Annotated in this window: 10 protein-coding genes and 1 pseudogene; 5 read left to right on the top strand and 6 right to left on the bottom strand. The window is 51.7% G+C overall.

From position 1 onward, the window contains the following. Window positions 1-593: 593 nt before the first annotated feature. Both C442_RS20240 and C442_RS20235 read right to left on the bottom strand, forming a co-directional pair. On the bottom strand, window positions 594-2204 hold the full coding sequence (locus C442_RS20240; RefSeq protein WP_152418516.1) for a transposase: 1611 nt from the start codon (window positions 2202-2204) through the stop codon (window positions 594-596). Between the two features lie 47 nt (window positions 2205-2251). Continuing rightward, entirely contained in the window at window positions 2252-4177 is a 1926-nt protein-coding gene (locus C442_RS20235) for an ABC transporter ATP-binding protein (protein WP_008313795.1), read from the bottom strand. Window positions 4178-4291: 114 nt separating this feature from the next. Between C442_RS20235 and C442_RS20230 the strand changes: the two genes are divergently transcribed. From C442_RS20230 to C442_RS20215, 4 genes are all read left to right on the top strand, one after another. After that, entirely contained in the window at window positions 4292-4927 is a 636-nt protein-coding gene (locus C442_RS20230; RefSeq protein ID WP_008313793.1) for a TetR/AcrR family transcriptional regulator, read from the top strand. A gap of 262 nt (window positions 4928-5189) precedes the next feature. After that, window positions 5190-6266 carry an ABC transporter substrate-binding protein gene (locus C442_RS20225; RefSeq protein WP_008313790.1) on the top strand — a complete coding sequence of 359 codons (1077 nt, stop codon included), beginning with the start codon at window positions 5190-5192 and terminating at the stop codon, window positions 6264-6266. A gap of 2 nt (window positions 6267-6268) precedes the next feature. Continuing rightward, window positions 6269-7381 (top strand): FecCD family ABC transporter permease, encoded by a 1113-nt coding sequence (locus C442_RS20220; RefSeq protein WP_008313789.1) that lies wholly within the window; start codon window positions 6269-6271, stop codon window positions 7379-7381. Beyond that, complete coding sequence (locus C442_RS20215; RefSeq protein ID WP_008313787.1) at window positions 7381-8274, top strand: ABC transporter ATP-binding protein; 894 nt, start codon at window positions 7381-7383, stop codon at window positions 8272-8274. The genes C442_RS20220 and C442_RS20215 overlap by 1 nt, the downstream gene beginning before the upstream one ends. Window positions 8275-8359: 85 nt before the next feature. On the opposite strand, the pseudogene C442_RS21280 reads toward C442_RS20215, so the two are convergent. Next, window positions 8360-8730, bottom strand: a pseudogene (locus tag C442_RS21280) (hypothetical protein). A gap of 109 nt (window positions 8731-8839) precedes the next feature. Here C442_RS21280 and C442_RS20205 point away from each other — a divergent pair. Next, the gene (locus C442_RS20205; protein WP_008313785.1) at window positions 8840-9256 is read left to right on the top strand and encodes a helix-turn-helix transcriptional regulator; all 417 of its coding nucleotides are present in this window, start codon (window positions 8840-8842) and stop codon (window positions 9254-9256) included. 29 nt (window positions 9257-9285) lie between these two features. Here the strand turns inward: C442_RS20205 and C442_RS20200 are convergent, their stop codons facing one another. The 3 genes from C442_RS20200 to C442_RS20190 all read right to left on the bottom strand — a co-directional run bounded on the left by C442_RS20200 (window position 9286) and on the right by C442_RS20190 (window position 12464). Further along, on the bottom strand, window positions 9286-9654 hold the full coding sequence (locus C442_RS20200) for a hypothetical protein (protein WP_008313784.1): 369 nt from the start codon (window positions 9652-9654) through the stop codon (window positions 9286-9288). Further along, the gene (locus C442_RS20195; RefSeq protein WP_011222370.1) at window positions 9647-10474 is read right to left on the bottom strand and encodes a ParA family protein; all 828 of its coding nucleotides are present in this window, start codon (window positions 10472-10474) and stop codon (window positions 9647-9649) included. Before C442_RS20195 ends, C442_RS20200 begins: the two co-directional genes overlap by 8 nt. Before the next feature lie 694 nt (window positions 10475-11168). Then, window positions 11169-12464: an orc1/cdc6 family replication initiation protein gene (locus tag C442_RS20190; RefSeq protein WP_008313782.1), complete on the bottom strand. Its 1296-nt coding sequence runs from the start codon at window positions 12462-12464 to the stop codon at window positions 11169-11171. Between the last annotated feature and the right edge of the window lie 580 nt (window positions 12465-13044).

Genomic DNA, 13044 nt, shown 5'->3' with positions numbered 1-13044 from the left:
TCGTGGATTTCACCGTCTGCTTGCTGCTTGTGTTTGGTCACACTTCAGCCAAGCAGACCTCTCAACTAACGGGCTTTGTGAGGTACTGAGGATTCGTTCTGCGAGGTCGATGGTTCGCTCGCGCTCATCAGCGGGCACTTCATCGGGGCGGTCAACGTCGGCGTAGAACGGTAAGCCGACTTTGCTGATGATCGTCTCTTTGTAGTTTGGGATCAGCAGCGGTTCATCGACGAAGATCGGGTCGAACGGNCTTTGCTGATGATCGTCTCTTTGTAGTTTGGGATCAGCAGCGGTTCATCGACGAAGATCGGGTCGAACGGTGGTTCGTCTGTAGGCAACATCTGGAAAGCCTCCAGCCACCGAGGCGGCACAAAATCGCTACTGGAGTGAGCCTGACCTAGAGGTACACAGTTTCGGAGGATAGGCCATTTTCTGCGCAGATTCCGTGATATCCGTGGTTCAAATAGGCTGTGTGGATGAGGAATCGGTCGTATTTCTCGGTTCAGGATCGCCAAGTACCCAAAACAGTTCACTATTCGAAGTCTCGCATAGCGTTGCCACTAACCACAGGTGGTCTGAATCGACGAAGAGCGTTAATCTGCCGGGACCAGTGCTGAGCAAACTAACTCGACACACTCCCCCGCCGTCAGAACAGGTTCGTAGTCCATCTCACCGTCAACACCTGCTTTCAGTAGGAAATTGGTGAGCCGCCAAATATTGTACAATAACACGGCGAACACGAAGTAGAACAGTCGTACCCGGTAGTCCTTCGAAGAGGTCTTTGCTAGGAAGTCGTCCTTGATGCTCTTGTACTCGTTTTCGATCTGCCAGCGGCGGCTGTAGCGCTGGCAGAACGTCTCAGCCTCATCGGGCCCAACCCGAAGGTTCGTTGCGAAGACGGTTGTTCCATTACCTTTCGTTGATGGCACGTACAGGAACTGCATCGAGTGGCTCCCTGTCCCAACGTGAACAGACGCCGATTCCACCGCAACAGCCTGTCCGTCAGCTTCCATCGTGTCGATCACTTCCTGCTCGGTGCTGTTGATTCGCTTCGGGATGAGGTAATTCACTCCGAGATTCGACAACGTCTGGAACACCCGTTTTGAATCGAATTCCCGGTCGCACAGCACAGTCTCAATAGGGACGTGCTGTTCGGCTCGTCGAATCAACCGACGGACGACACGATGGATCTGGTTAGGAGGGTTCTCATCCCACGCTGAACTCTCTCGGACGGGCTCGACAGCCAAAACAAGCGGGATATTCAACCCAACAATCGACAGCGTAGCGAATTTGAATGCTCGGTCTTCCTGATTGAGTCCGCTGACCATCTCCATTCCCTCGACATCGCCGTAATACGGAACGGTGGTTATATCGATGGCAACCGTGACTGGTCGGCGGAACGAGGCTTCAGATTTGATCGCCGAGAGTAGTCGATCCGTTGCTACCTCGAATCCATCGATTAGAGAGTCAGGGTCGAACTGCTTGACAGCCCTGAGATGTGTATCGCCGTGTGGACCACTATCCGGCCCATGTCGATACTGAAATCGGGTTGCACCCTGTGGCGTCCCACAGCCGACCATTCCCATGAACGTCTGCAACTCAAAGAACTGCGTATCATCGTAGGTGGCGTTCGCGGCGCGACCAGAATTGAACCCGTCGAAACCGTGGTCCCTTGCGAGACGGGTCGTACGGTAGATTTGCTTATCAGTGAACTCTCGACCAGCCGCCTCGTCGTCCCTGGTGGAACGATATTCTTCGTCGACAACCTCAGATTTCGGCCGAACACCAAGAGCCGAGAAATCGCGGTCGTGGACCTCTTTGACGACGAAGTGGGCGGCAATCTGAACGAACTCACGGACACCGTCGTCGAAGCGTTTGCGCCACGTTCGCGACAGCACGGACTCGTCGGGAATATGATCCAAGTCGAATACCTCGGCGAGCTCTTGATACCGAGCCACTGCTCGATAACTGTCGCCGGTGATTTCTCGGTAGATGAGGAGTCGGACCATCCCGAGAAACGAATGCGAAGCGGGGTGCCACTCGGGATACGCGTCATCAAGTATTTCAGTTCGAATCGGGGTCTTGACGATACTTGGTGCGAGCATGTTTCCGGCTCGAAGTTGTGCAGTAATTTCGATACCAGTACTGTAGGCAGCGGTCATCCAGCGGGCACGATCAGAGAGTTGATCTAGTGAATCTTGCATTTTTTGAGACACATCTGCAAAAACCCATTCAACTTCCTTGCTGTCAGTTAGGGAAGCTGGATCGACACGTCTGCCTTACCGATAGAACTGTCTTCCGGCTGTGTATTTCCGAGTTGAATTTGCCAGAGTGTCGAGTACAGTTCACCCGCCTCTAGGAGTTCTTCATGTGTCCCTTGCTCGACAATTTTACCATCGTTCATCACTAGAATCCGGTCGGCATTACGAACAGTCGACAGTCGATGGGCGATAGCGAAGGTCGTCTGACCGTCTGTTCGGGATGTGAGATTGCGTTGGATCGTCGCTTCGGTTTCATTGTCGACGTGACTCGTTGTCTCGTCGAGGAGCAGAATGTTTCGATCATGTAACAGCGCACGCGCGAGTGCGATCCGTTGTCGCTGTCCGCCTGAGAGTTTGACACCTCGTTCCCCGACCATCGTGTCGTATCCGTCCTGGAAATCGTCCAAGAACGAATCAGCTCCGGCAGCTTTGGCTGCGGCACGGATGTCGGAACGGTCCGCATCAGGGAGACCGTACGCAATGTTTTCCGATACCGTACCGTGGAAAATATACGGTTCTTGAGAGACGTACCCGATAGACTCACGGAGCATCTCTAGCGATTCGTCCTGCACGTCGGTTCCATCGATGCGGACTGCGCCGGAATCGGGGTCATAGAACCGAAGCAGGAGCTTCAGCAGCGTTGATTTCCCTGCGCCGGTTCGACCGACGACACCGACGTACTCTCCGGACTCGACGGTGAAAGACACGTCTTTGAGTACCTGTTCAGTTGATTTGTCCGAGGCAGTCTCGTAGCTGAAACTAACGTTCTCGTAGCTGATAGTTCCTTCAACAGTGTTGGTGACGGATGACTTCGTTGTGGTTTCGCTGTTGGAATCGTCGTTGAGAAGGCCGAATATCCGCTCGCCAGCTGCTCGGGCGTACTGATAGCCATTGATTATCTGTCCCATTCGGCGCATCGGGTAGACGAATCGCTGGGAATAGTTGAGGAACAGAACCAGTGATCCGGCGGTGAGCGTCGTCCCCTCGAAAAACGAGAGTGGCGGCGTTCCGGTGACCACCCACCACCCACCGATTCCGAAAACCGAAATGTATCCCGCTGCCGTCATCGCTTGCATTGTCGGGAAATACAGGATACGAGTCGAGATAGCATCCCACTGTGTGTCGAGATACTGTGCCGAAGCGTCAGCGACACGGGTGCGTTCGAACGGTTCAGTCGCGAACGCTTTGACGGTCGTGATCCCGCTGACGTTATTTTCGAGACGGTTGTTTAATTTGCCGACAGCTTCTCTGACCGAACGGTACTTCGGGCCAATAGACTGGACGAACTTGTGGCTAATGAATCCCAAAATGGGAATGGTTACAACGGGAATGAGCGCGAGTTTCCAGTTGATCAACAACATCACAACCCCCATTCCACCAACCCGGACGGTAATCAAAATCAGGTTGTTGAGATGCGTCGTGAGGAACTCTTCGAGCTGGTTGATGTCGTTGTTGAGTATACTCATGATGTCGCCGGTCTGGCGGTCATCGAAGAACGGTACTCCTCGACGTTGGACCGACTCGTAGGTGTCGACACGCAGCGAATGTTGTACGTGTTGGGCGAAGCTGTTCCACATGTAGCTGTTGAGCCATCCGAGTGACGAGTTGAGGAGATAGACGACGACCATGATACCAAGTACGAGAAAGAACTGTTCGCCGGTAGTGGACGGAATCCATTCAGGTGGAACCAGCGGTAACCCGAACGGCTTGGTATCGAAAAACAGCGAATCAATCGCAATCGATAACACGATAGTCGGAATGAGTTCCATGACCATCCGGAGAATGCTTGCGACTGCGCCAAGAATGAATTTCGGAAGCTGCTCTCGGCCATACGTCGTAAACAGCTGCCAAAAGGGCTGTATATCCTGATCTCGAACAGCGGATAGTTCGTTTGTATCCGTATTCGGCGTCGACATTAGACTAACAATATAGTCAGCTTTGTATAGTATTTGGGCTTTGAACTCCTGTTTAGAAGGCATAATCGCGGTGAAACCAAACTATTATCCCGGTATACTAACAATAGTGTTAGTATGGGTATGCGAGATGAGGTGGCAAACGATCAATCCGACTCCAGAGACGCCATTATGAGTGCAACCTTCAGAGCGCTCTCTCGACATGGATATGCCGACCTCACGATGCAAGACATCGCCGACGAGTTCGAAAAGAGCCGTTCGTTACTCCACTACCACTATGATACCCGCGATGATCTTATTTTGGCCTTCGTCGACAACCTAATTGGATGGGTCGGGGATGAACTGGAAGAGTCCAGCACCGAAGATCCTCGAACACGTCTTCTCGAGTACATCGAGAGGTTTTCTCCCAACCAAAGAGAATACGCTCGTGGGTTTGTTGTAGCGTTGTTTGAATTGCGACTTCAGGCGCTTCATAACGAACAGCTACGCGAGAAACTCGCCCGACACTACCAGCAAAATATAGATACCGCTGCTAGGATAATCGCTGATGGAATCGAAGCAGGAGTGTTCCATCCTGTCAACCCCGAGAAAACGGGAGAACTAATCTACAACTCGCTTCAGGGAGCTGCCTTCTACGAAGTCGTACTCGGTGCAGACGGAGCTACACAGCGGATGCGAGACGGCCTCCTGGAGTATATCGTCAGTGAACTGGTCGCTGTCCCCGAAATGCTGGAAACTGGGTTCGCTCCATAAATACAGCGGATCTCTCATATCTGACTTGGTAGAAAATTTAGGCCAGCCTAAATCGAACTGTTTTTGTGTTTTAGGCGAACCTAAAAAATATATGCAGAACTCAGACGGAGAAGAACATTCGCGGCGGAATATGCTGAAAGTAGCCGGTAGTGCTGTTGTAAGTACATCACTGCTTGCAGGTTGTACCGGATCCCAAGCATCGGAAGAACAGGGGCCATCTAATACGTCGGAGACGACAGCAGACGGATCGAGAACGGTTTCGATGGAGCCTGTTGGTGAGGTCACGCTCGGGGAACCACCAGAGACTGTCGTCGGAGAGTGGGGATTCGCTGCGGACGTCATTACCGCACTCGGTCACGGTGACACCATCGCGGCCATGATGGATCCCTCGTTCTGGTACACAGGTTTCTACGAGGAAATACCGGGCGTGCCAGCACGGGATAACTACGCACTCCCAACTCTCGGGGCACATGATAAACTCAACCGAGAGTACGTCTACGAACTCGACCCAGATCTGTTCGCCCTCGATCCAAACCGGTTCATTACGTCCTACGGGCTCGGCGAATCGGATCTTGATGCAATGAAAAAGGGTGTCGCGCCGTTTTTCGGCAACCACAGCCGTGCTGACCGCGGTGACAGCTGGCCCAACTATCCGTCAGGAGACAGTTATCAGTACTACACCATCCCTGAGTTTGTGAATAAGTACGGCCAAGTGTTCGGAGAACAGGAACGAGCTCGTACTCTTGTCGAGTTTTATGAGGAGACGATGGACAACATCATCTCGAAGGTCCCCGACGAAACACCAACAATCGCGCTGTTGAGCGCGTTCGCTAATCCCGAGAACTTCGGGTACTTTGGCGTCGACAAGACGAGCCCTGACAACAACCCGACGTACGCACGAAAGCAGTACCGTGACCTCGGCGTCGAAGACGCCTTCGCGGGGGAGTATGCCGGGGAAAAATCCGAGAGTGAGGACTTGCAGATCGACGCAGAGAAACTCGCTGCGGTCGATCCTGATATCATCGTCTTCCGCGAGGGAATTCGGTTCGTCGATGTAGATGAATCGAATCTCACCTACGGCAACCTCTACGAGCAGACACTCGATATAATCAAGTCAGACCCCGTCACGAGCGGGATTACTGCCGTGAAAGAAGGGAACCTGTTTGTCGGAGGGACCGACAATCAGGGGCCGATCATCAACCTCTTCCAGACGGAGATGCTCGCAAAGCAACTCTACCCGGACACGTTCGGTGAGTGGCACGGTGTGGACGAAACCCCCGCCAGCGAGCAACTCGTCGACCGTGATCGGCTTGGCGAGATCATTACTGGTTCGGAGTAACAATGGCGAGTCACGAACGTACCACTGACAAACGACGGTTTGGTCTGCCGCGAGTCGACTGGATCGACAGATCACTGATCGGTCTCATCGGGGCGAGTTTCGCGTTGACGGTCGCGGCCGGACTGGTCCAGATCAGCTTTGGAGCCTACGGTATGTCCGTGATAGACGCATGGAGGTTAGTCTTCGATCTACAACTCCTGCTCGATCCGATGACGTGGCAAGCGTTCATTCTCGGCGGCGAGCTCCCACAGCTGTCCCAAGAGGCGTACATTGTCTGGACGATTCGCGTCCCTCGCGTCCTCGTTGCGCTGTTCGTCGGGATGAATCTGGCAGTCTCTGGTGGTATCTTCCAGGCGGTCACGCGAAACGAACTTGCCAGCCCATATATTCTTGGCGTCTCGTCAGGTGCTGGTCTGGCGATTATGCTGACTGTCGTGTTCTTTACCGGGCTAGCACCGCTGATACCGGTGTTTGCATCTGTCGGTGGCATCGTCTCCTTTTTGCTGGTGTACACGATTGCATGGAAAGGCGGCACCTCACCAGTTCGACTCGTGCTTGCAGGCGTTATCGTCGGCACAGTGCTCGGTTCGGTCCAACAGGGGCTGTTCTTCATGCTGGAAGACATCGACACGGCGCTCAGTGCAATGGCATGGATGACTGGATCGTTGACCGGGACCGACTGGGAGCAAGTCAGAATGATCCTCCCTTGGACCGTCGTTTCGGTCGGCCTCGCACTCGTTACTTCACGCCAACTGAACGTTCTCTTGTTGGGTGAGAAGACGGCCAGCTCGCTCGGTATGCCAGTCGAGCGGATCCGGTTTGGGCTCTCTGTTGTCGCTGTCGTCGCTGCGGCAGCGAGCGTCGCTGCGGCGGGCCTTATCGGGTTCGTTGGTCTCATCGTTCCCCACATGGTCCGAAATATTGTCGGGAGCGATTACAAGCGTCTCACCCTCGGGTGTCTTTTCGTCGGTCCGGCACTCATTCTCGTTGCAGACACGGGTGCCCGACTGCTAATGAGTCCAAATCAAGTTCCAGTCGGTATCATCACTGGTCTCATCGGTGGACCGTACTTCCTCTATTTGATGCGCAAGAAGCACAACATGGGTGAAATCTAATGTCGAAAGGGACGCACCCAGCGCCGGGGACGGACGCCACAGAGGCGGCTGAAGCAAGCGAGCCGTCGAGACCGGTCGACTCGGACAGTAACGATAGTGATTCTATTACTGGTCAGGAACTCGTGCTCTCGTATTCGAGTAGTGAGGAGCCAGTGATCGACGACGAATCGATAACCGCCCGATCAGGGGCTGTGACTGCGCTCGTCGGTCCGAACGGGTCGGGAAAAAGCACCCTCCTCAAAGGAATGGCCGACCAGCTCACGCCCGACCACGGCTCGGTGATACTTCAGGGACGAGATGTGCACTCGTACGACACAAAAGAACTCGCTCAGAAACTCGGGCTCCTCTCTCAGGAGAGTGTAGCACCGGACAGCATCACCGTGGAGGATCTCGTATACCACGGTCGGTATCCACATCGTGGATTCTTCGAGAGTGTCTCGGCCGAAGACGAGCGAGCGGTCGACCGAGCGCTCACATTGGCCGGCTGTGAACATCTCCGCGACCGTGAGGTCGGTCAATTAAGTGGCGGACAAAAGCAGTTAGCCTGGATTGCGATGGTGATTGCACAGGATACCGATATCTTGCTTTTGGACGAACCAACGACGTTCCTTGATTTGCACCACCAACTGGAGGTGATGGAGATCATCGATACACTGCGTAACAAGAGCGATATAACGATTATAGTCGTTCTTCATGATATTCAACAAGCAGCGAGGATCGCTGACAAAATGATCGCGCTCAAATCAGGGGAGGTTCGGGCTCGTGGGACACCAGAGGAGATAGTCACAAAGAAGTTGCTTGCAGAGGTGTTCGACGTCGAAGCCAAAGTGCAAGTAACAGATCGAGGACCACGGATCGAACCACTTAGTCCGTTAAATAGTATGGATAATTGAGACCGCACAACCGATATTTGGTCAATATATAATTCAAGAGATATCTTATTGGATAAAAGGCACACATCAAAACTATCCTCCGAGGTTATGAGAGGTACTGGTCGGCAGTGTCGCCGTGGTTCGCTTCCAGGGCTTCCCAGTCAGCCATTGCGTCGTATTCTGGTCGAACCTCTCCATCCGAGAGCATATCGTCGACGAAGGCTTGGACTTGTTTGTCGACGGGCGCGTTCTGCAGGTCGTGCTCCCGAGCGACAAACTGGATACCACAGAACNCATATCGTCGACGAAGGCTTGGACTTGTTTGTCGACGGGCGCGTTCTGCAGGTCGTGCTCCCGAGCGACAAACTGGATACCACAGAACGAGCGTCCGTCTGCTGCAAGCTGCCAGAGCAGAAGCTTCCGGTTCTGGTAGGTTGCGAGTTCTGTCAGCAATGCGTCGTCTGATGGATTGGACATTGTGTGATGCCTCCGGCTGCGAGGGCTNATTGTGTGTAAGGTAAAGGGTCGATACAGCGCTTCAGGAGGCTACCAAGGCGGGTTCAGATGAGTGCGAATAAATAAGATTATGACTCTCGGACGTGGCGTTTGGTTTGACAGGATGTACGATGTGAATAGTTTCAAACGTGATATGCTAGTCGTGATCGCAGGCATGGACGATCCGATGGGGACAGAACTCACCGCCGAACTGCAGGAATACTATGCCGAGGAGATCACAGTCGGACGTGTGTATCCGCAACTGGACGAAATGGCTGAGAAAGGGCTTATCAAGAAAATGGATAAGNAATACTATGCCGAGGAGATCACAGTCGGACGTGTGTATCCGCAACTGGACGAAATGGCTGAGAAAGGGCTTATCAAGAAAATGGATAAGGACGGACGAGGAAACAAGTATCGACTGACAAGGCGTGGCGTGCGAGACCTCCAAGGCCATCGAGAGTGGGAGAATAAGTATCTGGCTCCGATTGACGAGCTATCCACATAGCAAGCAGTGACGTGATTTGGCATGGGCAGTCACTCGGTTTCGTCGGCATCTGCCTCTAAACCCAAAAATTTCAAGAATTCTGTCCGTTTGTGATCAGTCACGAAATCAACCAGTGCAGGGTAGAACTCGTCATTTTTCGATATTTCTCCATCATCAGCAAGGACAGACTGTGCGTTGGCCTCTTGAAACAGCTTGGAGATGTCATCTTCTCGGTCGTCACCGAGATACATCGTAACCTGATTCCGATCTCTGACTGGAATCTCTGCTTTGGGTCGAGAGTTTGCTGCTTCTGCCTCAGCCTGTCCGGTTTCTTCTTCTGCGATTTCAGTATCTTCAGCGTCCTTGTCGCTACTTTGATCTTGATGATCGCTGAACCGCTCTTTCAGATCTTCACTCATTGTTTATTTCCTCCAGTAGCTCTGCGATGCTGAGATAACAGTCGCGAAGCTCATTGATTGGGTCACTATCCCACGGATAACCCGCGTCGTCTGGATCATAGGCATAAATTGATGTTTCGTATTCGATAGCGTGTTCAATTGCGTCTCTGTCTGGGACTGAGAGAACTCGATCTTCCCCGAACGTCTCAGTGAACCAGTCCTGCATATCTGCTGCGATGGAGCCTTGAGCTGGGACTTGATTTAGGATGGCTCCAATAGCCCTAATCTTGACCTCGAACTGGTCTTCTAGAGTCTCTACTTCATCAAACAAGATCTTAAGCGACTCCTGAGCGATAACATTCGGCTCGCTTGGGAATAAGACGTTCTCTGCAGCGAGAAGTGCAGCATCGGCGAGCGGCCCAAGATTTGGAGGCGAGTCGATCAGGACATAGTCATAGTCGATGTCAGAGCGGTTGAGAGCGATTTTTAGAGACTCAAAGCCTCGCCGATCAGTGTACAAAGACTTCTCGGCAAGGAAATTCCGCATATGCGCAGGAATAATGTCGTACTCCCCACCGGAGATGATGAGATCATCTAACTGGTCGAATTCCATATCTCCATCTTGGGTTAGGACATCAATCAGTGCCTCCGCGTCTTCATTTGGGTTGTCAGAGAACCGTCTATATTGCTCTTTATGCCCGAGTTTGAGCGTTAAAGCTCCCTGCGGATCAGCATCTATTGCGAGCACGTCATGGCCACGTTCAGCGAGTGCGCCTGCCGTGTTGATCGTTGTCGTTGTCTTTCCGACTCCCCCTTTCTGCATACCAATTGTGACTCTCATGTACGCACCTCTCGAAATTTTCGAAGTTTGCGAAGTTTTCGGGCCATTCGTATATGTCGTATATTACGCCATGTACATAAATTCCAGTGCGACAGATATAAGACATATATTACGCAACTTCCGTAAGACTTGGAAGTTGCGAAATATCCGTAATATACGTAGTGTCCGTAATTTCCAGCTATTTCGAATAGTACGGCTGTCACTGTCGAATCAAGGGAAGCTAACTGATACTTACCCTACCCCCATTGGAGTCGAGTCCGGGTACTAGATTTAGCGTCTCAAGCAGTTGTCAACCAGTTTTCGGACACCCACACACCGTCTTCGAAGTATCCTCCTGGATTGGTGTTTGTGGAGAATAGTCGATAACCAACTCATGCAGAGCAGTTTGAGGAATAATGGATAATTGAAATGGTGGAAGATAAGATATTAAATTGACTATTGTAAGAGATAGATTTAATAAGAAGGGAGAAAAACCAAATCCGTACCACTACTTGAGAAATAGTATGAACAGACTAAGAATCATCAAGGGCATCGCAAAGTATGCCCATAACTCTACTACTCGCTTATTTTAAGCAAAGATACTTCGAAGACGGTGTGTCTCTATCCATTCTGATTATACTTCAGAACAACTTATCCGTGGAACCTGCCACAAAGATACTTCGAAGACGGTGTGTGGCTCCCCCTATGTGATATGCTAATTCTCCGCAAAATTGCGCTTCTGTGCCTGAATCACTCGCTTAAGGCCATCTTCGTGGTGACTCAAATCAGCAATACGTTCGTCTTGCTCTAACCGCTTCTTGATTTCTCCGGGGTCACGCTTGAACTCATACATCAAGTACATCCCCCCACCTTGTTTTCCGCCAAGGCTTTTCCTCTCGTGATCGAGCTGCCCATACGTCCCGACCTCACGGACATAGTTGTTGAACGTCTCCCGTGTCCGTCCATCTGCATCAAGCACATCCGTCAGAAACTGGTACACCGGGAACGCCACCCGCGATGACGCCGTCGTTGACCCACTCTTCCCGAACTCCGCCACCGCGGCTGTCGCATATAACGAGATTTTCTTCTGTGTCGTCAGCCCTTCCACAAGCTTGAGAGAACGGTCAGTCTCAACATCCTCTTGAGCTTCCCGAACGTGATTCTCGGTCACAGTCAGATCACCGTTCTCATTCGCGACGTCGCCTGCCTTCCGAAGAAGATCAATAGCTTTCCGAGCGTCTCCATGACTTTGAGCAGCGAAGGCAGAAGTCAACGGGATAACGTCCTCGGATAATGCGTCCTGAATAAATGCGTCTTCCCGGTTCCGGAGAATCTCCTGTAGTTGGTTAGCATCGTAGTCGGAAAAGGGAATGTCCCGTGGGTTGAACGAACTTTCCGCTCGTGCGTCCAGGTTATTCATGAACTCAGGGTCGTTGGTTAGTGCAGCTACTGATACCTGAATATCTATGCTCTCAATGCTGGCGCGGCTGAGTTGGTAGATTAAATCCGAATATGCGGGTTCGCTTGAAGATGACCGCCGACCGAGTAGCAAGTCAATTTCGTCTAAGACAAACACGACAGAGTCGTATCCTTCATCTAGCAGATCGTAGAGACGGTCATACTTCGTACTCGTAGAGACGCCATGCCGCGCGACTCCGATTTCTTCGTTGAGGTCATGAGCAGCTTCACGGACAAGTGCGTACACGGCTTCGTCAAGACTCCTGAGATTTTGGCAATTAATTCGGAGTGTACCGAACTCATAACCCCGATTCTTAGATATGTCTCGGATTTGCCGGGCAACAGCGTCAAATATCAGCGATTTCCCTGTTCCTGCAGGACCGTAGAGTAGTAAGTTCGGTGGGCGGTTTTCATTCAGAACCTTCCGAAGATTAGAGACGACAGTTCTCAGTTGATCGTCGCGGCCAACAATACGGTCTCTGTCGATAATCGTGTCGGGCTCCACTAGATTCCGATTTCTGAACACTGACTCCTCGCCTGCCTGTTCAATCATCTCCCGCACGGTGAGTGAATCGTCAGTATCTCCCACATTATTCCCTGATGAGTGGTCGCTGTCAGTCATATATCCCGATGTATCTCCCATCCACATAAATATACTACACCACGTTCGAAGTAACATCTCACTATTCTTGGCAACTGCAGTCTCTTATACCCGGAATATCGTTATCTACTAAAATAGAATTCACGCACCGTCTTCGGAGTATCATTGGATATCCAAACACACCGTCTTCGAAGTATTATCGTCATGTCCACAACAAGAGCGAATGAAAAGCTCATACCATTACTTGGATGAGATTATGTTGTTCGTTAAAGGACAGAATTTGAGCGAGATTGATATAGCTACATAGACTTTACCAGACACAGAAAGCCCGAGTATTCAGACACAGAGTGCCTGAAACACCGGAATTCTGGTTTTGCGATTAGGTTTGTATTAGAATAATAAGCACCACCAGTTTTACCCGAACCGCCGCTGTACGGGAAGCATCAGTACTTCACAAAGCCGGTTAGTTGAGAGGTCTGCTTGCTGAAGGTGTGTCCAATACCAAGCAAGCAGACGGTGAAATCCACGAGGA

It is taken from the genome of Haloarcula amylolytica JCM 13557 (assembly GCF_000336615.1).
Classification (GTDB): domain Archaea; phylum Halobacteriota; class Halobacteria; order Halobacteriales; family Haloarculaceae; genus Haloarcula; species Haloarcula amylolytica.
The sequence above is the reverse complement of the archived record's forward strand: the minus strand, read 5'-3'. Positions and strand labels throughout refer to the sequence as shown.